At 70.3% G+C, this 18,526-nt stretch carries 18 protein-coding genes; 9 read left to right on the forward strand and 9 right to left on the reverse strand.

Features of this window, described 5'->3' with window-relative positions; all coding sequences use genetic code 11:
* Positions 1–35: 35 nt before the first annotated feature.
* Positions 36–1,451, forward strand: coding sequence for an FGGY-family carbohydrate kinase (locus DSC45_RS16770; protein ID WP_119291649.1), 1,416 nt, complete (start codon positions 36–38; stop codon positions 1,449–1,451).
* Positions 1,452–1,473: 22 nt separating this feature from the next.
* Here the strand turns inward: DSC45_RS16770 and DSC45_RS16775 are convergent, their stop codons facing one another.
* Entirely contained in the window at positions 1,474–1,863 is a 390-nt protein-coding gene (locus DSC45_RS16775; RefSeq protein WP_119291651.1) for a VOC family protein, read from the reverse strand.
* A gap of 161 nt (positions 1,864–2,024) precedes the next feature.
* Between DSC45_RS16775 and DSC45_RS16780 the strand changes: the two genes are divergently transcribed.
* Positions 2,025–2,879, forward strand: coding sequence for an alpha/beta fold hydrolase (locus tag DSC45_RS16780; RefSeq protein WP_119291653.1), 855 nt, complete (start codon positions 2,025–2,027; stop codon positions 2,877–2,879).
* Positions 2,880–2,895: 16 nt separating this feature from the next.
* On the opposite strand, the gene DSC45_RS16785 is transcribed toward DSC45_RS16780, so the two are convergent.
* The 6 genes from DSC45_RS16785 to DSC45_RS16810 all read right to left on the reverse strand — a co-directional run bounded on the left by DSC45_RS16785 (position 2,896) and on the right by DSC45_RS16810 (position 8,523).
* A complete protein-coding gene (locus DSC45_RS16785) occupies positions 2,896–3,873 on the reverse strand; it encodes an acetylxylan esterase (RefSeq protein WP_119291655.1) in 978 nt (325 codons plus the stop codon).
* Between the two features lie 83 nt (positions 3,874–3,956).
* Positions 3,957–5,081 (reverse strand): endonuclease/exonuclease/phosphatase family protein, encoded by a 1,125-nt coding sequence (locus DSC45_RS16790; protein ID WP_240434671.1) that lies wholly within the window; start codon positions 5,079–5,081, stop codon positions 3,957–3,959.
* The gene (locus tag DSC45_RS16795; protein WP_119291657.1) at positions 5,068–5,727 is read right to left on the reverse strand and encodes a M15 family metallopeptidase; all 660 of its coding nucleotides are present in this window, start codon (positions 5,725–5,727) and stop codon (positions 5,068–5,070) included. The genes DSC45_RS16790 and DSC45_RS16795 overlap by 14 nt, the downstream gene beginning before the upstream one ends.
* 150 nt (positions 5,728–5,877) lie before the next feature.
* The gene (gene vanX, locus DSC45_RS16800) at positions 5,878–6,495 is read right to left on the reverse strand and encodes a D-Ala-D-Ala dipeptidase VanX (RefSeq protein ID WP_119291875.1); all 618 of its coding nucleotides are present in this window, start codon (positions 6,493–6,495) and stop codon (positions 5,878–5,880) included.
* A 5-nt stretch (positions 6,496–6,500) separates the two neighbouring features.
* Positions 6,501–7,541, reverse strand: a complete 1,041-nt coding sequence (gene vanA-Sc, locus DSC45_RS16805; protein ID WP_119291659.1) for a D-alanine--(R)-lactate ligase VanA-Sc — start codon at positions 7,539–7,541, stop codon at positions 6,501–6,503.
* A complete protein-coding gene (locus DSC45_RS16810; RefSeq protein ID WP_119291660.1) occupies positions 7,534–8,523 on the reverse strand; it encodes a D-isomer specific 2-hydroxyacid dehydrogenase family protein in 990 nt (329 codons plus the stop codon). Before DSC45_RS16810 ends, vanA-Sc begins: the two co-directional genes overlap by 8 nt.
* 127 nt (positions 8,524–8,650) lie before the next feature.
* Here DSC45_RS16810 and murF point away from each other — a divergent pair, with 127 nt between their 5' ends.
* Positions 8,651–9,994, forward strand: coding sequence for a UDP-N-acetylmuramoyl-tripeptide--D-alanyl-D-alanine ligase (murF, locus tag DSC45_RS16815; protein WP_119291662.1), 1,344 nt, complete (start codon positions 8,651–8,653; stop codon positions 9,992–9,994).
* 238 nt (positions 9,995–10,232) lie between these two features.
* On the opposite strand, the gene DSC45_RS16825 is transcribed toward murF, so the two are convergent.
* Together DSC45_RS16825 and DSC45_RS16830 are read right to left on the reverse strand one after the other, a co-directional pair.
* Positions 10,233–10,688, reverse strand: coding sequence for a GNAT family N-acetyltransferase (locus DSC45_RS16825; protein ID WP_119291664.1), 456 nt, complete (start codon positions 10,686–10,688; stop codon positions 10,233–10,235).
* A complete protein-coding gene (locus tag DSC45_RS16830; protein ID WP_119291666.1) occupies positions 10,685–11,860 on the reverse strand; it encodes a lipid II:glycine glycyltransferase FemX in 1,176 nt (391 codons plus the stop codon). The genes DSC45_RS16825 and DSC45_RS16830 overlap by 4 nt, the downstream gene beginning before the upstream one ends.
* 86 nt (positions 11,861–11,946) lie before the next feature.
* Between DSC45_RS16830 and DSC45_RS16835 the strand changes: the two genes are divergently transcribed.
* The 6 genes from DSC45_RS16835 to DSC45_RS16860 all read left to right on the forward strand — a co-directional run bounded on the left by DSC45_RS16835 (position 11,947) and on the right by DSC45_RS16860 (position 18,497).
* The gene (locus tag DSC45_RS16835) at positions 11,947–12,642 is read left to right on the forward strand and encodes a response regulator transcription factor (RefSeq protein WP_119291668.1); all 696 of its coding nucleotides are present in this window, start codon (positions 11,947–11,949) and stop codon (positions 12,640–12,642) included.
* Complete coding sequence (locus tag DSC45_RS16840; protein WP_119291670.1) at positions 12,635–13,741, forward strand: sensor histidine kinase; 1,107 nt, start codon at positions 12,635–12,637, stop codon at positions 13,739–13,741. Before DSC45_RS16835 ends, DSC45_RS16840 begins: the two co-directional genes overlap by 8 nt.
* 271 nt (positions 13,742–14,012) lie before the next feature.
* Positions 14,013–15,257 carry a sugar ABC transporter substrate-binding protein gene (locus DSC45_RS16845; RefSeq protein ID WP_119291672.1) on the forward strand — a complete coding sequence of 415 codons (1,245 nt, stop codon included), beginning with the start codon at positions 14,013–14,015 and terminating at the stop codon, positions 15,255–15,257.
* 43 nt (positions 15,258–15,300) lie between these two features.
* Positions 15,301–16,293, forward strand: coding sequence for a carbohydrate ABC transporter permease (locus DSC45_RS16850; RefSeq protein ID WP_119291673.1), 993 nt, complete (start codon positions 15,301–15,303; stop codon positions 16,291–16,293).
* Entirely contained in the window at positions 16,290–17,186 is an 897-nt protein-coding gene (locus tag DSC45_RS16855) for a carbohydrate ABC transporter permease (RefSeq protein ID WP_240434672.1), read from the forward strand. The genes DSC45_RS16850 and DSC45_RS16855 overlap by 4 nt, the downstream gene beginning before the upstream one ends.
* 108 nt (positions 17,187–17,294) lie before the next feature.
* A complete protein-coding gene (locus tag DSC45_RS16860) occupies positions 17,295–18,497 on the forward strand; it encodes a glycoside hydrolase family 1 protein (RefSeq protein ID WP_119291675.1) in 1,203 nt (400 codons plus the stop codon).
* The last annotated feature ends 29 nt before the right edge of the window (positions 18,498–18,526 follow it).

Genomic DNA, 18,526 nt, shown 5'->3' on the forward strand with positions numbered 1-18,526 from the left:
GCGCACATCGCCACCGCCACGCACCCGGAGTGGGCATGACTCGCTACTTCATCGGCATCGACAACGGCTCGCAGTCGTCCAAGGTGACCGTCTTCGACACCCACGGCCGCACCGTCAGCGAGGGCCGGCAGGCGCTGCGCCCGTACGACACTCCGCGTCCCGGAGTGGTCGAGCACCCGGGCGACGACCTGTGGGAGTCGATCACCGCGGCCGCCCGGCAGGCGATGGACGCCTTCCCCGGCGACCCCGCCGACATCGCCGGGGTCGGCCTGTGCACGATCCGCTTCTGCCGGGCGGTGCTGCGCGACGACGGCACCCTGGCCCAGCCGGTGATGAGCTGGATGGACGAGCGAGTGGGCCGGCCGTACGAGGCGGTCGACCCGGCGGCGGCCTATGTGACGACCTCGTCCGGCTATCTCACGCACCGTATGACCGGGCAGTTCCGCGACACCGCGGCCAACTACGCGGGTATCTGGCCCCTCGACCCGCTCCGCTGCGACTGGTCGCAGGACCCGACCGCGTTCGAGAAGTCGGGCATGCCGCGCGAGATGCTCCTCGATCTCGTCCAGCCCGGCGACGTCCTCGGTCGGGTCACCGCCGACTGCGCCCGCGCCACCGGCATCCCCGAGGGTCTGCCGGTGGTGGCCACGGCCAACGACAAGGCGGTCGAGGCCCTGGGCTGCGGCCTCGACTCACCGGACACGCTGCTGCTGTCGCTCGGCACGTACGTGGCGGGCATGGCGGTCGGTGACCGGTACGTGTCGGACGCCTCCGCGTTCTGGACCAACTACGCCTGCCTTCCGGGTGCTTACCTCTACGAGAGCGAGGGCGTACGGCGCGGCATGTGGACCGTCAGCTGGTACCGCGACCTGCTCGGCGAGGAGGCGGCCGCCGGTGCGCGGGCGGCCGGTCTCTCGGTGGAGGACCACCTCAACGCCGAGGCCGCGAAGGTACCGCCGGGCAGCGACGGTCTCCTGACCGTCCTGGACTGGCTCGCGCCCGACGACGCCCCCTTCCGCAGGGGCAGCATCCTCGGCTTCGACGGGCGGCAGGGCCGCTACCACGTCTACCGCTCGATCCTCGAGGGACTCGCCCTCACCCTGGGCGCCGCCGGCCACCGGATGGCCGACGAACTCGGCGGTCACTACGACGAGTTGGTCGTATCCGGCGGCGGTTCGCACTCGGACCTGATGATGGGCATCCTCGCCGACGTGTTCGGCGTCCCGGCCCGCCGCGCCGGCACCGACAGTGCCGCCGGACTGGGTGCGGCGATCTGCGCGGCCGTCGCGTGCGGGGCGTACGCGGACTTCCCCTCCGCGGTGTCCGCCATGGTTCACCCCGGCGCGACCTTCCGGCCCGACGCCGAACGCCATGCGCTGTACGAGCGTCTCGGTGCCGTCTACGAGACGGTGCGCTCGCACACCGACGCGGTCTACCGGCAGTTGGGCTGAGCCGGGGCGCGCGGACCCGGTGTCACGGCGCCGTCAGGGCCGCGCGCTCGTCCGGTGACGTCAGAACGCAGAACTCGTTCCCCTCGGGATCCGCGAGGACGACCCAGCCGTGTCCGCCGGGCTTGCGGCGGTCGGCGACGAGGGTGGCTCCGATACCCAGGAGGCGCTCCACCTCCTGCTCGCGGGTGGTGTCCGGACGCAGGCACAGGTGGATGCCGTTCTTGCCCCGCTCGGGGTCGGGGACCTCGTTGAAGTGCAGCATCGGCCCGTCGGGAAGCAGCAGCACATCGATCTCGTCGTCGCCGGGCCGGTCCTCGGGATCGATCGGACGCCCCGTCACCTGGCTCCAGAATGCGGCCAGTCGGTAGGCATCGGCACAGTTGATCGCGATGTTCGCCACGGCTGAGTGCATGCGCGCGATCCTCCCGTAGGGGCGCGAGGGGCGCAAAGCCATTACGGCCGCCCGACGGGTGTCGTCGCGTCCGGACACGGCTCATGCTGGGGGCCGGAGGATCTGAGGGCCGGTCGCGCGCGCCGGCGGCCGGGTACCGGAAGGCCGACTGGAGGACGTCCATGATCCGCACCGCGCCGCTCTCCCCGCTGTTGTTCCTGCCCGGTCTCTGGCACGGCTCCTGGTGCTGGAGTGAGGTGGTCGCGCATCTGGCGGGCGCGGGCCGCCCGGCCGTCGCGGTGGACATGGCCGGACACGGGCTGCACGCGCGCCGCGAGCCCCGGTGGTTCACGCGCCGGTCGTACGATCCGGAGGCGGTCGCCACGGAGGTGTCGCCGGTGGCGGATGTGGGTCTCGACGATGCCGCGGAGCTCCTGACGGCGCAGCTGCGGCTGGTCGGCGGCGGCGCTCCCGTCACGGTCGTCGCCCACAGCACGGCGGGGCTCGTCCTCACCCGGGTCGCCCAGGAGTCACCCCGACTCATCGCGCGCGCCGTGTACTTGACGGCCTTCATGCCGGCGTCCGACGTGCTGCCCGCGACGTACAACGAAATTCCCGAGGCCGCGGGAAACCGCATCGGCCCGCTGTTCACGGGCGATCCGGCGGTGACCGGCGCACTGCGCCTTGACCTCGCCACAGAAGATCCCGGCTACCGGGAGGCGTTGCGCGAGGCGCTGTACGGTGGCGTCGCTCCGGACCTCGCGCACGCCGCCGTGGGCCTGCTGACGCCCGACGCCCCGGTCGGTATCACGGTCGGCACCACGACCCTCACCGAGGACGGCTGGGGGTCGGTGCCGCGTACGTACATCACCTGTTCCCGCGACGTGGCGCTGCTGCCCGCCGTGCAGGACCGGTTCATCGCGGAGGCCGACGCGGCGTTCCCGCACAATCCGACATCGGTGGCCGGCCTCGACTCGTCGCACTCGCCGTTCCTGTCGATGCCACGCGAACTGGCGGCCGTGGTACGGGACTTGTAGTGACCGGGCTGGGGCGTCAGCCCAGGTGCCGGGCGAAGAAGGAGCGGCGGGCGCGGCGCAGCGCGTCCTTCTCCCGGTCGGTGCCGTCGTACTCGAAGTGGCCTGCGCGCAGGGGGAAGAGTGCACGCTCACCCCGCAGGGCGTTGTGGACGGCGTACTGGCCCGGCGGCGGGACCGACGGGTCGAAGGCGGCGGGGGCCGTCATCGTCGGTACGTCGATCAGGGTGGCGGCCGTGGCGGCGTCGAAGTAGGCGAGTACGTCGGTGACTTGGGGGTGCGTGCGGTGGTACGCGCGGACCGCTTCGCCGCTGCCGGTGCACTGCAGGGTCAGGCGCAGCGGGTGGTTGCCGAAGGTGGGGACGGTGAACTGCGCCGCGGCGAACCGCTCGTCCCAGGGCAGGGCGAGTGCACCCAGCCCGCCGCCGAAGCTGTCGCCGAAGAGGCCGAGGTGAGGGCCCGCGGACGGGACCAGCTCCAGGAGGGCCGAGGCGGCGCACCAGAGGTCGGCCACGCAGTCGCCGATGACATAGGTGTCGCGGGATTCGATGCCGTGCAGGACGTGTTCGCTCGCGACGGAGGGTATGCCGGGCTGCAGGCCCCGCGTCTCCATGCCGCGTACGCAGGGCAGCAGGGCGGCGGAGTGGTCCAGCACCGGCAGGTCGGGGCCGGGGGTGTCACGGCCGCCGTAGCCATGGGAGACGACGAAGCCGTGCTCGACGGGCCCGGTCGTCGGCAGTGCCAGCCAGCCACCGAGCCGCACGCCGTCCACGGAGGTGTAGGTGACGCCGTGGATGCGCAGGCCGTCGCGCTCCTCCTCGACCTCGCCCAGTACGGGATCGGTGGCGACGGCGCGGGCCGCCTCGTACTTGCTCCGCCAGAACTCCGCGAAGCCGTCGGGCGGCGGCGGGGCGCCGACCTTCGCCAGGTCGTCCTCGGTGTAACCGTGGGCCGGGTCGAAGGGGAACTCGTGCGGGAAGCTCACGTGCGACGGCATGCCGAGAGCGTACGGGGAGGTCGGTGGCGGACGGGGAGGTCGGTGGCGGACGGCCCCGCGGGGCGCCCCCGCGCCCGGGCCGCTCACCCCCAGTCGATCCCGGCCGCCACCGGCAGGTGGTCGCTGCCGGTGGCCGGCAGTACCCACGAACTCGCGGGCTGCACGCCGCGGACCAGGATCTGGTCGATCCGCACCACGGGGAACGTCGCCGGCCAGCTGAAGCCGAAGCCGTCCCCGGCCGCGTTCTGGGCCGAGCGCAGCTGTGCGGTGAGGCCGGCCAGGGCACGGTCGTCGGTGGTGCCGTTCAGATCGCCGAGCAGCACCATCCGTTCGTTCCGCTCGGCGGCGACGGCCCTGCTCAGCGCCTTCGCGTTCCGGTCCCGGCCGTCCGTCCCGAAGCCCGCCCGGGGATCGACGCGTACGGACCCCAGGTGCGCCACATACACGGCGAGGGGCCCGCGGTCCGTGGCCACGGTGGTGCGCAGCGCGCGGGCGGTCGTCAGTCCGGTCTCGGCCGGCTCGGTGTCCGCGAGCGGTCCGACGTCCTGCTGGAGGTCGACCGGTTCGGTGCCGGACAGCGGACGCTTGCTCCAGAGTCCGACCGTGCCCCGCACGGTGTGGTGCGGGTAGGTGGCCGCGAGTTCCTTCTCGTACGTGCTCCGGGCCTGCTCGGGCACCTCGACGAGCGCGAGGACGTCCGCGCCCGAGGCGGACAGGTCATGTGCGGTGCCCGCCGGGTCGGCGTTGTCAGCGCCGACGTTGTGGCTGACGACCGTGAGGTCGCCGTCCGCCGCTGACTTGTCGCCGAGCAGCCCGCCGAAGAGGGTCAGCCACACCACGGCGGGCAGCAGCAGTGCGACGACCGCGGAGGCGGAGCGGCGCCACAGCGCGCCGGCGAGCAGGACCGGGACGAGGACGCCGGACCACGGCAGGAAGGTCTCCACCAGGCTGCCGAGGCCTCCGGTGTCCGGGATCTCCCCGTGGAGCAGCAGCAACAGGCCGAGCAGCAGCGCGATCGCCGCGAGCACGAGGCCGCGCTTCCAGGGTCCGGGACGCAGGCCGAGGTCGATCGCGCGTCGTACGGTCGCGCGTCGTGTCCCGCCCGCGCCGGCTCGGGTGGGTGATGCGCGGAGGTCGTCCGGAGCTCCGTGCCCGGGCTCCGCCACGTCCACCTGCATCGTCGTCGGTCCGGACTCACTGACGGTCACTGCTCATCCTCGGGTCCTCGGTGGGGTCGGCGTACATCCGCGGGCAGCCACGGTCGGCGGCCTCGGGGCGCAGTTCGTAGTGCCAGGGTTCGTTCCGGTAGATCTGGCACAGGCCGTAACCCGCACCGTGCTCGGACAGCCACGCCGTGGCGGCGCGGCGACCGACGTCGATCGCCTCGCCCGACACGTGGGGAGAGGTCGTCGCGGTGGCCACCCAGCGGGCGGCCTCATGTTCGGACCCGTACTCGGCGACCGCCTCGCGCAGCAGCTGGTCCTGGTAATCCGGGGAACGCCAGCCGCTGTTGACGTAGAACTCGACTCCGTCGTCGGCTGCGGCGTTCCCCGCTCGACGGAGTGCCTCGAGCAGGTTCGCGTCGAGCCCGGTCACCGCCGGTGCCGTGTCGTCGAAGACCGTGGTCCCGTCGGGGACGACACCGTCGGCCTCGTCGAGCTCACCGCGGTGACCGGAAGTCGAGGACTGCACGGAGAGCGCGGAGAGCGCGGACTGCGCGGACTGCGCGGAGAGCGAGGGCTTCCACTCCTGGTGGGCGAGGGCCACGGCGACCACGGCCACGGCGGCCGACAGACCGACAAGGAGAGGCGTACGGGCCGGCCGTGTCCGGATTTTCGGTTCGATTCGAGTCATGACATCAGTCAAGACAAAGCGACGTTGCCGGCCCGTATGCAATTTTCCATATGCAGGCGATATGGACTGACCCGGAGCCATGCGGCCATGCGTGGGCCGATCACCGCCCTTTGAGCAAAGAACTCCGGCCCCATGACCGCGAGCCCCGGCCTAAGTGATGGGGAAATCGAAATAAGTGTCCGGATAGGGCTCGTCATCGAGCGTGTAATGCCACCACTCGCACGCGTACGCGTGGAAACCGCAGGTCTCCATGAGGGACCGCAGGCGCTGACGGTTCCGCGCCTCGACGGGCGTGATTCCCGGTGCGCCATGATGCGAGACGGAATCCATGAGGTCGTGGTCGCCGCCCATGGCAAGGAGCTCGCCGGTGGCCAGGTCGTACAGCGTGAGGTCGACGGTGCTGCCCCGGCTGTGACCCGACCTGGCGGCCACGTATCCCTGCTCGAACATTTCGGCCCTGTCGATGTTCGGATAGTGCCGCGACTTCGTCAGGCCGTCCTCCGGCTCCCGCGACCAGCGAAGAAAGCGGTCGACGGCGTGCTGGGGGCGGTATCCGTCCCAGAGCAGCAGGCCGAATCCCCTCGATGCGGCCTGATCCCGCGCACGCTCCAGAGCCTCGCAAAGGGCCCTCGTCCCGACGACGCGATTGGCCAGATATCCGTCCACCGGTCTGCCGGTGAAGTTGTCCCACGTGGCGTATTTGGCATCCCAGCGGATTCCGGCCGCCAGCTCGTCCACGAAGACGAAGTCGCCCTTGGCCAACTCCATGGTCTTCATCGCATTTTCCCTGTCGTCGCGAGGGAGACCGCGCGGTCGATCACTTCGGGAAGCGACAGCCCCGCGGCCGCCATCATGCGCGGATAGCGGCTGTACGAGGTCATTCCGGGGAAGGTGTTGACCTCGTTGAGCACCACTTCTCCGTCCTCCTTCAGGAACAGGTCCACCCGTGCAAGGCCGCCGCATCCAAGGGCGCGGTACACGGCCTTGGCCGTCTCCTGCACGAGGAGTCGCGACTCCTCCGGGATATCTGCGGGAACGATCGCCACGGAGTTCTCGGACCCGGTCTCGGGGGCGTCCTCCTGATGGATCCTGAAGAACCCGTGCGAGAGCGCGATCCGGTCCACCTCGCCCGCGACGAGATCCGCCCCCTTCCCGAGGATGGCGCAGCCGATCTCGCTGCCGGAGACGGCCTCTTCGATCAGTACCTTCGCGTCGTAGCGCCGTGCCGTTTCCACCGCGCTCGGCAGCTCGTCCTCCCGGGACACCTTGGTGACACCGAAGGACGATCCGGATCGGGCCGGCTTCACGAAGACCGGATAGGTGAACGGGGCGGGATCGACGGTCTCGTCGGCCGTGACGGTCCAGAAGTTCGGCGTGGCGATTCCCGCGCTTCCGGCGACGGCATAGGCGAGGGATTTGTCCATGCACAGTGCGGAACTCTGCACGTCGCAGCCGACGTAGGGAATGCCGGAGAGCTCCAGCAGACCCTGCATCGCGCCGTCCTCACCGAGTGTGCCGTGCAGCACGGGCAGGACGACGTCCAGGCGGATCGTTTCGTAACTGCCCTGCTCCAGAGTGAGCAGTCCGTGCACGTCGCTGTCCGGTGAGAGGACGACGGGTCGGCAGTCGCCGCTCTCCCACTCCTCGTCGGGCCCCTCGCAGAGCTTCCAGGATCCGCTCTCGGTGATTCCGACGTAGAAGGCTTCGTACTTCTCCGTATCGAGGTTCCGGGCCACCTCACGTGCGGACTTGACGGATACGGGGTGTTCTTCGGAACGGCCCCCGAAGACGATGCCGACCTTGAGCCTAGCCATGGTGACTCCTGCTTTCGAACGTCAGGCAATTGGTGAGGGAGTTCTCCACGGCGTCGCGCAGTGCGTGATCCGTGTAGTAGGCGGTGTGCGGACTGATGAGCGCGTTCGGCAGCTCCTGCAGTCGCAACAGCGCCTTGCTTTCCGGGGGTTCGTCCCGGCAGTCGGCGTAGAAGATTCCTTCCTCGCCCTCGACCACGTCCAGGGCCGCGCCGCTCAGCCTGCCGCTTTCCAGTTCCTGCACCAGCGCCTCGGTTTCGATGAGCGCACCACGTCCGGTGTTGACGATCAGCGCGCCTCGCTTCATCCGTGCGAGGCGCTGCCGATTCAGCAGATGGTGCGTGGTCTCGGTGAGCGGCGCATGGAGTGTGACCAGGTCGCTCCGGCACAGCAGTTCATCGAGCGGAATGCGCTCGACACCGGTGTCGGAGCGGTCCGCGGGGCGGCTGTCGTGGGCGAGGATGCGGCAGCCGAATCCCCGCAGCCGGCCGATGACCGCTGTTCCGATACGGCCCGTCCCGATCACTCCGACCGTCAGGTCGCGCAGTTCCTTTCCGCGCACTTCACTGAGTCGGTAATCGTGCGTATCGGTGCGGCGGACGATGGATTTCGCGTCCCGGACCGCCATCAGCATGAGCATCAGCGTGTAGTCGGCCACGCTGTCCGGCGAGTAGGAGACGTTCTCGACGAGGATGCCGATGCTGTCGGCGTATTCCACGTCGATGTGGTTGCAGCCGATGCTGCGTGTGGAGATGTAGCCCACGCCGGCTCGGCGGAGCGCACGCAGCGTGGCACGGGTGACGGGCGACTTGTGGCCGACGCTGATGCACCGGCTGCCGGCGGCCAGTTCGGCATTGGCCTCGGATACGGGGGCGTCGGTGACGGCCGGCCGCACGCCGAGTCCGGGCGCGAGTTCGCGGAACAGAACGGATTCGTCCGGGCCGCATCCGTACACGGTGATGCGGGTCGTTTCGGTGTGGGTCATGCCCCGAGTCAAGGCAGTGAGTTGTTGCCGGGGCGTATGTGGTTTTCGATATGCCCGCGATACGTCCTGCCGCCTTGACTGGAGGCATGACGTACCGAACTCCAGGCATGAAGTCCGGGGAACCGGCGTGATTCCGATCGGCCTCGGCGAGATCGCCGAGATCGTGGGCGGCAGGGCCGTGGGTGACAGCTCGGTGGCCGTGACCGCGCCGGCCGTGCTCGACGGTCGGCAGGCCGAGCCGGGCGGCCTGTTCGTCGCCTTCGCCGGTGAGTACACCGACGGCCACGACTACGCGCAGCAGGCGGGACGAGCCGGTGCGGTGGCCGTGCTCGGCTCCCGGCCCACGCCACTGCCCACCGTCGTCGTCGAGGAGGTCCGTACGGCGCTGCAGACCCTCGCCGCCCATGTCGTGGCCCGGCTGCGCGACGGGCTGACCGTCGTCGCAGTGACCGGCTCGCAGGGCAAGACCGGCACCAAGGACCTGCTGGCGGCCGTGCTTTCGGGTGCCGGGCCGACGGTGGCCACGGCCGGCTCGCTCAACAACGAGCTCGGCGTGCCGCTCACCATGCTCCGCGCCCGGGCGGGCACCCGGTTCCTCGTCCTGGAGATGGGGGCCCGCCATGTCGGCGACATCGCCGCGCTGACCGGCCTGGTCGCGCCCGACATCGCCGTCGTCCTCAACGCCGGTGTGGCCCATCTCGGCGAGTTCGGGTCGCGCGCCGCCATCGCCAGGACCAAGGGCGAGCTGGTGCAAGGTCTCGCGCCCGGTGGCACCGCCGTCCTGAACGCCGACGATCCCGCGGTCGCCGCGATGCGCGCGCTCACCGACGGCCCGGTCCGCACCTTCGGCCGGGCCACGCACGCCGACGTACGGGCACGCGACCTGGACCTCGACCGGCTCGGGCGGCCGTCCTGCACGCTACGGACCGCCGTCGCCTCGGCCCGTGTCACGCTGCCGCTCGTCGGCGCCCACCAGGCGCTCAACGCTTCGGCCGCCGCGGCGGCGGCACTTGCGGCCGGACTTCCGCTCGACCTGGCCGCTGCCGGGCTGGCCACCGCCTCGCTGTCGCGGTGGCGGATGGAGCGGCGCCGCCTCGCCTGCGGGGCGACGCTGCTCGACGACTCCTACAACGCCAACCCCGACTCGACCCGCGCCGCCCTGAACGCACTGGCGGCCGTCGAGGGCGGGCGCCGCATCGCCGTGCTCGGCGAGATGCTCGAACTCGGCCCCGACAGCGCGGCCGAGCACCGCGCGGTCGGGGCGTACGCCGCCGCGCGAGCCGACGTGGTGGCCGCCGTGGGCGAAGGGGCCCGGCCGGTCGCGGACGGCGCCGGCGAGCGAGCGGTCGTCCTCGCCGACCGAGACGCGGCGGTCGCCTGGCTGCGCGACCGTCTCGCCGCCGGAGACGTGGTGCTGGTCAAGGCGTCCCGCGGTGCGCGTCTCGACGAAGTCGCCGCCGCGCTCGGTTAGGTGTGCCGTCCGGAGAGTCGTGCGCGGTGCCGCGGTGTCCGGTGCGTGCTCTCGGTGCGTCGGCCGGAAGTCCTCGTACTGGACGTACTCGGGGTACTGGACGTACTCGGGCTTTCGGGCGGTGCGGCGAGTAGGGGTGCCACCGGCCGGAGGCTGGGGGAGCGTGCCGGGCGCCGTGAGTGCCGTGCAGGACTTTCCGGACATGCCCTACGGCTCGAGCGGATGCGCGGCGCCGTGGTCAGGAGCCGCCCACCGGCAGGTCTCGCAGGAACCGGGACGACTCCCCCGCCTGGTCGATGTATCCGCGGCGCCGGTAGAACGCATGCGCATCCTGGCGACGGTCCCCGCTGGTGACCTCCATGCGGACGCAGCCACGGGTGGCGGCGAAGGACTCCGCGGCCGCGACGAGTCGGGAGCCGACGCCGCGGCCGCGCGCTCGGCCGCAGACCACCAGGGCCACGATCCGGCCCCAGGAGCCGTCACGTTCGAAGAACGGGCACACCTGGACGGCGATGACCCCGAGAACGCGGTCGCCGACCTCAGCCACATAGGCCGCGCCGGACGGATCCTCGGCCCAGGTCCGGATTCGGCTCGCCGTCACTGCGCGGCCGTCTTGCGGATAACCCAGCTGCTCCAGCAGCTCGTTGACGGCCAAGGCGTCGGCGCGGTGTGCCGGCCGGATCCGCACGCTCATCGCGCGCGCCGCCTGACGGTCTTGTGCCGCTTCATGTACAGGTCGAAGGCCCGGTAGACCAGCGGCCGCAGCGGCAGGTCCCACTCCCCGACGTACCGCACGGCCCGGCCGCCGGTGCCGGCCTTGAACCGGACCAGGCCGACGTGCGGGTCGTCGGCGTCCAGGGTGGGGGTGATGCCGCGCAGGTCGTAGACATCGCAGCCGGCGGCTCGCGCGTCGCGGATCATCGCCCACTGGCAGGCGTTGGAGCCGCGTACCTCGCGCTTCTCGGTGGCGGAGGCCCCATAGGCGTACACCGCGTGGGCTCCGACGCGGATCAGGACGGTGGTGGCGACCAGGTCGCCCCGGTGATGGGCCAGGTAGAGCGTGATCCGCTCGGGGCCTTCGGTGCCCAGCGCCGCGAACATGGTCTCGAAGTAGCGCAGCGGCCGGGGCGTGAAGCGGTCGCGCTCGGCGGTGTGGACGTAGAGGTCGTGAAACGCCTTGAGGTCCTGCGGCCCTCCGGCGGCGACCGTGACCTCGACGCCCTCCTTGGCCGCCTTCTTGATGTTGCGGCGCCACTGCTGGTTCATGCCCCCGAGCACCTCCGCCTCGGTCCTGCCCGCCAGCGGGACCTCGTACTTGAACTGCGGGTGTCCGGCCCCGAACCCGTCCTGCGGGTTCTGCGGCAGCCAGCCCGCGTCCTGCAGGCTGCTGCTCACGCGCGCACCGACCGGGTCGCCCCACTGCGCCGGCAGGTCGGTGAGCCGCCGGACGTCCGGGTCGGCGATGCCCTCCTTGACCTGGGCGGCGCTCCAGGTGTCCGTGACCACCGGCGGGCCGAGCCGGATCGCGAACGCGCCGTGTTCCTTGAGGTACGCCGCCGCCGGGTCGAGCCATGGACCGATCTCGCCGCTCCAGTCGATGACCGGGCCCTCGGCCAGATACGCCAGCGTGAAGCGGTCGAGCCTCGGCACCGGCCGGTGCAGTACGAGCCCGGCGCCGACCAGGCGCGGGCCGTCGAACCAGCCGAGCGACTCGCTGCGCCACTCGGTCTTCACGCGGCCCCACGCCGGAGTCTGCAGAAAGCTGACCGCCCGCCGGGCCCGTACGAACGCCTCGTGCTCGACGGCGCCGATCGGCCGCACGACAAGATCTCCGGCTGCTGCGCGTACTGGTTCGCTGAAGGACATGCCACCAGTCGATGCGGCGGGATGTTGCCGGCACGTATGCGATTTTCGATACGCGGAGGATATGCCTCGGCTCGTAGCCTTGGTCCATGCGTGTCTTGATTGTCGAGGACGAGCCCTACCTGGCCGAAGCGATCCGTGACGGCCTGCGCCTGGAGGCGATCGCGGCCGACCTCGCCGGTGACGGCGACACCGCTCTGGAGCTGCTCGGCATCAACACCTACGACATCGCCGTCCTCGACCGCGACATCCCGGGCCCGTCCGGCGACGAGATCGCCACCCGCATCGTCGCCTCGGGCAGCGGGATGCCGATCCTCATGCTCACCGCTGCCGACCGGCTCGACGACAAGGCCTCCGGGTTCGGGCTCGGTGCCGACGACTACCTGACGAAACCCTTCGAGTTGCAGGAGCTCGTCCTCAGGCTGCGGGCGCTCGACCGCAGGCGTGCCCACCTCCGGCCTCCCGTACGGGAGATCGCGGGACTGCGCCTCGATCCGTTCCGCCGCGAGATCTACCGCGACGGCCGCTACGTCGCACTCACCCGGAAGCAGTTCGCCGTGCTCGAGGTCCTCGTCGCCGCCGAGGGCGGGGTGGTCAGCGCCGAGGAACTCCTGGAGCGGGCGTGGGACGAGAACGCCGACCCGTTCACCAACGCCGTACGCATCACGGTCTCCGCACTGCGCAAACGTCTCGGCGAACCCTGGATCATCGCCACCGTGCCGGGCGTCGGCTACCGCATCGACGCAGCGTCCGTGACCGCACACGGCGGTGCGGAGCGTGGATAGGCGGCCCGGCCTGAGCGTCCGCCTCAAACTCACCCTCAGCTATGCCGGATTCCTCATGCTCGCCGGCGCCCTGCTGATCGTCGCCATCGGAGTGTTCCTCCTGCAACAGGGCTGGCTGCAGACCAATGAAGCAGGCGCGGTGCGGGCGACTCCGGGCACCATGTTCCTGCGCAGCTTCGCCCCGACGGCGGCCGCGGTCATGGTGTTCCTCCTGCTGTTCGGCCTCCTGGGGGGCTGGATCCTCGCCGGACGCATGCTCGCGCCCCTGGACCGCATCACCCACGCCACCCGCACGGCCGCGGCCGGATCGCTGTCCCACCGGATCCTTCTGCCGGGCCGCAAGGACGAGTTCCGCGAGCTTGCCGACGCCTTCGACACGATGCTCGAGCAGCTCGAGACGCACGTCGCGGAGCAGCAGAGATTCGCCGCCAACGCCTCGCACGAGCTGCGCACCCCGCTGGCGATCTCGAAGACACTCATCGACGTCGCGCGCGCCGATCCGCACCACGACACCGGTGCACTCGTCGACCGCCTGCACGCCGTCAACACCCGGGCCATCGACCTCACCGAGGCACTGCTCCTCCTCACCCGCGCCAACCAGCGCTCGTTCACCCGCGAGCACGTCGATCTGTCCCTCGTCGCCGAGGAAGCGGCCGAGACGCTCCATCCGCTCGCGGAGAAGCACGGCATCACCCTCGAGGCCGGCGGTGACATCGCGCCCACGACCGGTTCGCCCGCGCTCCTGCTGCAGCTCACCACGAACCTCGTACACAACGCGATCGTCCACAACATGCCCGAACAGGGCACCGTCCACATCCACACCGGCGTCCGTCCCACGACCGTGGTCCTCACCGTCGAGAACACCGGCGAGACGCTCACCCCGCAGCTGGTCGCGACCCTCACCGAGCCCTTCCGGCGCGGTACGGAGCGGGTCCATCACGATGCGGCGGGCGTCGGACTCGGCCTGGCCATCGTCGAGACGATCGCCAGGGCACACGACGGGGTGCTCACCCTCGCGCCCCGTTCCGGCGGCGGGATGCGGGTCGCGGTGGAACTCCCGCGCGCGCCCGAGCGCACCGCCGGCTCCTGTGAAGCCTGAGCGGCCGGGCCGCGGCTCCGCCCGGCCCGTCCCGCCCCCGGCAGCGGCGAACCGCACCTCACCGTAGGAAATCGGTCACAAAGTACCCACACTCCGCACCACGGGTGGTTCATTGGTCGGGGCCCGCGAGGCCCGAGCGACATAGATGTCCCGCCCGTTACGGGAGTGTGACCAAGACCCCCCTTGCGGCATCCCGCACCCCTGAACAAGAGTGATGTATGCGCTTACAGACAGCGCATACATTCAGGTAGTGCTCAAGGAGGAGCCGCCCATGCAGCGCGCAGCCAAAACCGCATCGGCCGTCATCGCCGCCACCACGGTGCTCGCCGTCACGGCCTGCGGCGGCTCCGGCTCCGAGGTAGCCGCCGACGAGAAGCAGACGCTGACCGTCTGGGCGATGGGCGCCGAGGGCGAGAAGCTCGGCGACGTCGCGAAGGCGTACCAGAAGGCGAATCCGAACATCACGGTGAAGGTGACCCCGGTCGGCTGGGACGTCGCCCACCAGAAGCTGGTGGCCGCCGCCGCAGCCGGGAATCTGCCCGACATCGCGCAGATGGGCGGCAGTTACATGGGCGAGTTCGCCGAGCTCGGCGTGCTCGAGCCGATCGACACCAAGACCTTCGACAAGTCGGACTTCTTCCCGGCCGGCTGGGAGCAGGGCGAGGTGGACGGCGAGGTCTACGGCGTGCCGTGGTACGTCGACACCCGCGTCCTCTACTACCGCACCGACCTCGCCGAGAAGGCCGGCGTCGACCAGGCTCCGACCGACTGGAAGGAGCTGCGGGACCTCGCCACCGCCTACCAGAAGAAGGCCGGCACCAAGTGGGGCCTGTCCATCCAGCCCAGCGGACTGGACACGGTGCAGAACTTCTACTCGTTCCTGTACTCGGCCGGCGGCGAGATCGTCGACGACGGGGGCAAGGCGGTCGTCGACAGCCCCGAGGCGGTCAAGGCCCTCGAGGAGTACGGCTCGTACTTCGACAAGGGCATCGCCAACAAGTCCGTGCAGCCGGGCTACGACGTGGTCAAGGACTTCGGCACCGGCCGGGTCCCGATGTTCTTCGGCGGCCCCTGGCACGTGACGCTCCTGAACGAGGGCCAGCCCGGCATCAAGGGCAAATGGGCGGTCGCCGAGGTGCCCGCGGACAAGACCTCCGTGTCGATGGCCGGCGGCTCCTCGCTGACCATCTCCAAGGACAGCGAACACAAGCCCGCGGCCGAGGAGTTCATCAAGTACCTCACGGACACCAAGGGCCAGGCCGACTGGTACGAGCGCACCAAGGACCTGCCGGCCAACACCTCGGCATGGAAGTCGGGCGACCTGACCTCCGACCCGAACCTGAAGGTCTTCGAGAAGCAGATGAAGACTGCCAAGTCCTCGCCCTCACTGCCCAATTGGACCGAGATCACCGACAAGGTCGACATCGCGATCGCCAAGGTCACCCAGGGCAAGGCGAGCGCCGAGGACGCCCTCGGCGAGGCGCAGTCCCAGATCGAGGGACTCGTCGGGAAGTAGACCGGCAGCACGGCGAGGCAGAACCAGGAGCGAAGCAGAAGCCATGAGCGCTACGACCGGAAGTGCCGCTGACGCGGCCAAGGTTGCGGCCGGATCCCCCGCAGTGGACGATCCGACCGGGCCGGGCGGCGACCGCCGGAGCCGCGGACGGCCTCGGTTGGGTGTGCAGAACAGAGCCGGCTGGCTCTTCTCCACCCCCTTCCTGGCGCTGTTCACGGTCTTCATGGCGTTCCCGATCGTCGCCACCCTGCTGATGAGTTTCACGGACTTCGGTCTGCGGAACGTCACGAACCCGCTGGACGCGGAGTTCATCGGCCTCGAGAACTACACGAAGCTGTTCGGCGACGAGCGGTTCCTCAAGTCCCTTTTCAACACGGCGTACTTCGTGGTGGCGGGCGTACCGCTGACCATCGGCCTCGGCCTGGTGACCGCGGTCCTGCTGAACAACGGCATCGACCGGGCGCGGACCTTCTTCCGGGTCGGCTTCTACGCCCCCGTCGTCACCTCGATCGTCGCGATCGCCGTGGTCTGGCGCTTCGTGCTCGACCCGAGCGACGGGCTGATCGCCGGGCTCGCCTCCGAAGTGGGCCTGACCTCACCGGACTTCCTCGGCTCGGAGGCGCTCGCGATGCCGTCGATGATCGTCATGGCGGTGTGGCGGAACCTCGGCACGGTCATGGTCCTCTTCATCGCCGGCCTGCAGGCCGTCCCCACCGAGACGCGGGAAGCCGCGCGCCTCGACGGCGCCGGCCCCTGGCAGGAGTTCCGGCTGGTCACGGTGCCGCTGCTCAGGCCGACCATCCTCTACGCGACGGTGATCACCACGATCGGCTATCTCAACGTCTTCGAGGAGCCGTTCGTGATGACCCAGGGCGGCCCGTCCGACTCCACCCTGACCGTCTCCCTGAACATGTACCGCGAGGGCTTCAACTTCTTCCACATGGGCTACGCGAGCGCCATGGCCTACGTGCTGTTCGTGGTGGTCATGGCCATCACGGTGCTGCAGCTGCGACTGCTGAAGGACAACACCGAATGAGCGCCCCCACGAAGGTCCCGCACCTCACCTCCGAGCGCCCTTCCGCAGCTGCTTCCGGGCCGGTGAGGAAGCGCCGGGCGCGCAGGCCGCTGACGTACGTCCTGCTCTCGGTCGGTCTGCTGGTCATGTCGGCGCCGTTCCTGTGGATGGGTCTTTCGGCCTTCAAGTCGCAGAGCGAGCTGACCGCGAGCCCGCCCGTGTGGATCCCCACCGAGTGGACGCTCGCCAACTTCCGGCAGCTGCTCGACGACCTCGATCTGCCGCTGTACTTCATGAACTCGGTGATCGTGGCCGTCCTGGTCACCGTCTCCAACCTGGTGTTCTGCTCGATGCTCGGCTACGCCCTGGCCAAGCTGAAGTTCGTCGGACAGAACAAGGTGTTCGCGGTGGTGCTCGGCGCCCTGATGGTCCCCGGCAACCTGATGCTGCTTCCGCTGTTCGTGCTGATGAGCAAGCTGCAGCTGATCGACAGCTACGCGGGTCTTGTACTGCCGTTCGCCGCGGGCGCGTTCGGGGTGTTCCTGATGCGCCAGTTCATGCAGTCCATCCCGGACGAGCTGCTCGAGGCGGCGCGGATGGACGGCGCCGGCGAGTGGTACATCTTCTGGCGGATCGCGATGCCGCTGGTCAAGCCCGCGCTCGCGACGCTGTCGATCTTCACGTTCCTCGGCTCCTGGAACAACTTCGTCTGGCCGCTGATCGCGACCAACGATCCGGACAAGTACACGCTGCCGGTGGCCCTGGCCACGTTCGCCACCGACCCGAACAAGGCGGGCGGGTCGAACGGTGTCCTGATGGCCGGCTCGTTCCTGATCGTGCTGCCCGTGCTCGTGGTCTTCATCGCCATGCAGCGGCACTTCACCCAGGGCATCGCCACCGCCGGCATGAAGTAGTCCGCGCGCCCGCGCTCCCGTCGTCGTCAGGCGCCGGCGGGTGCCCCCGGCGTGCCCGTATCTCCGCCCGACCGTCCGCGCCCCTCCGTACGAGAAAGACATGCCGCGATGACGCACAGCACCACCCCGTTCCCCGAAGGCTTCCTGTGGGGCGCCTCCACCGCCGCCCACCAGATCGAGGGCAACAACACGAACAGCGACTGGTGGGTGAAGGAGCACTCCACCGGTACGCACATCCAGGAGCCCAGCCTGGACGCCTGCGACAGCTATCACCGCTGGCGCGAGGACATGGATCTGCTGGCCTCGCTCGGCTTCACCGACTACCGCTTCAGCATCGAGTGGGCGCGCATCGAGCCCGCCGAAGGACGGTTCTCGAACGCCGAACTCGCCCACTACCGGGGGATGGTGGAGGGCGCGCTCGTGCGCGGTCTGCGCCCGATGGTGACGCTGCACCACTTCACCGTGCCGCAGTGGTTCGAGGCGCGCGGCGGCTGGACGGCCCAGGGCGCGGTCGAGCTGTTCGCCCGCTACGTGGCCGCGTGTGCGCCGGTCATCGGCGACGGCGTACGCCATGTGTGCACGATCAACGAGCCCAACATGGTGTCCGTGACCGCCGGCCTCGCCAAGCGCGGCGAGATCGGCTTCCCGCCGGCCGGGCTGCCGACACCGCACGAGGAGACCACGTACGCGGTGATCGCCGCGCACAAGGCCGCGGTGAAGGAGGTCCGCGCGATCAACTCCGAGATCCAGGTCGGCTGGACCGTCGCCAACCAGGTCTACCAGGCACTGCCCGGCGCCGAGGAGGTCACGGCCGCCTACCGCCACCCGCGCGAGGACGTCTTCATCGAGGCCGCCCGCGACGACGACTGGATCGGCGTGCAGTCCTACACCCGCACGGCGATCGGCCCCGAGGGTCCGATCCCGGCACCGGAGCACGTCGAGCGGACGCTGACGCAGTGGGAGTACTACCCGACGGCCGTCGGGCACGCACTGCGGCACACCGCCGAGATCGTCGGCGACGTCCCGCTGATCGTCACCGAGAACGGCATCGCGACCAGCGACGACAGCCGCCGGCTCGACTACTACGCGGGGGCGCTCGGCGAGGTCGCCGCAGCCCTCGAGGACGGCCTGAACGTCCAGGGCTACCTGGCCTGGAGCGCCCTCGACAACTACGAATGGGGCTCCTTCAAGCCGACGTTCGGCCTGATCGCCGTCGACTGGAAGACCTTCGAGCGCACCGCCCGCCCGTCCGCCGAGTGGCTGGGCGGACTCGGCCACAGCCGCGAGCTGCCGCGCCGCGCCTGCGCGTGACGGCTCGCGCTCTCCGACCCGGGGGCCGG

The sequence above is a fragment of the Streptomyces sp. YIM 130001 genome, from assembly GCF_003574445.1.
Taxonomy (GTDB): Bacteria; Actinomycetota; Actinomycetes; order Streptomycetales; family Streptomycetaceae; genus Streptomyces.

Coding starts and splice junctions, on each gene's coding strand:
- DSC45_RS16770 (WP_119291649.1), top strand. CDS start 36: ATGACTCGCTACTTCATCGGCATCGACAACGGCTCGCAGTCGTCCAAG.
- DSC45_RS16775 (WP_119291651.1), bottom strand. CDS start 1,863: ATGCACTCAGCCGTGGCGAACATCGCGATCAACTGTGCCGATGCCTAC.
- DSC45_RS16780 (WP_119291653.1), top strand. CDS start 2,025: ATGATCCGCACCGCGCCGCTCTCCCCGCTGTTGTTCCTGCCCGGTCTC.
- DSC45_RS16785 (WP_119291655.1), bottom strand. CDS start 3,873: ATGCCGTCGCACGTGAGCTTCCCGCACGAGTTCCCCTTCGACCCGGCC.
- DSC45_RS16795 (WP_119291657.1), bottom strand. CDS start 5,727: ATGACTCGAATCGAACCGAAAATCCGGACACGGCCGGCCCGTACGCCT.
- vanX (WP_119291875.1), bottom strand. CDS start 6,495: ATGGAGTTGGCCAAGGGCGACTTCGTCTTCGTGGACGAGCTGGCGGCC.
- vanA-Sc (WP_119291659.1), bottom strand. CDS start 7,541: ATGGCTAGGCTCAAGGTCGGCATCGTCTTCGGGGGCCGTTCCGAAGAA.
- DSC45_RS16810 (WP_119291660.1), bottom strand. CDS start 8,523: ATGACCCACACCGAAACGACCCGCATCACCGTGTACGGATGCGGCCCG.
- DSC45_RS16825 (WP_119291664.1), bottom strand. CDS start 10,688: ATGAGCGTGCGGATCCGGCCGGCACACCGCGCCGACGCCTTGGCCGTC.
- DSC45_RS16830 (WP_119291666.1), bottom strand. CDS start 11,860: ATGTCCTTCAGCGAACCAGTACGCGCAGCAGCCGGAGATCTTGTCGTG.
- DSC45_RS16835 (WP_119291668.1), top strand. CDS start 11,947: ATGCGTGTCTTGATTGTCGAGGACGAGCCCTACCTGGCCGAAGCGATC.
- DSC45_RS16845 (WP_119291672.1), top strand. CDS start 14,013: ATGCAGCGCGCAGCCAAAACCGCATCGGCCGTCATCGCCGCCACCACG.
- DSC45_RS16850 (WP_119291673.1), top strand. CDS start 15,301: ATGAGCGCTACGACCGGAAGTGCCGCTGACGCGGCCAAGGTTGCGGCC.
- DSC45_RS16855 (WP_240434672.1), top strand. CDS start 16,290: ATGAGCGCCCCCACGAAGGTCCCGCACCTCACCTCCGAGCGCCCTTCC.
- DSC45_RS16860 (WP_119291675.1), top strand. CDS start 17,295: ATGACGCACAGCACCACCCCGTTCCCCGAAGGCTTCCTGTGGGGCGCC.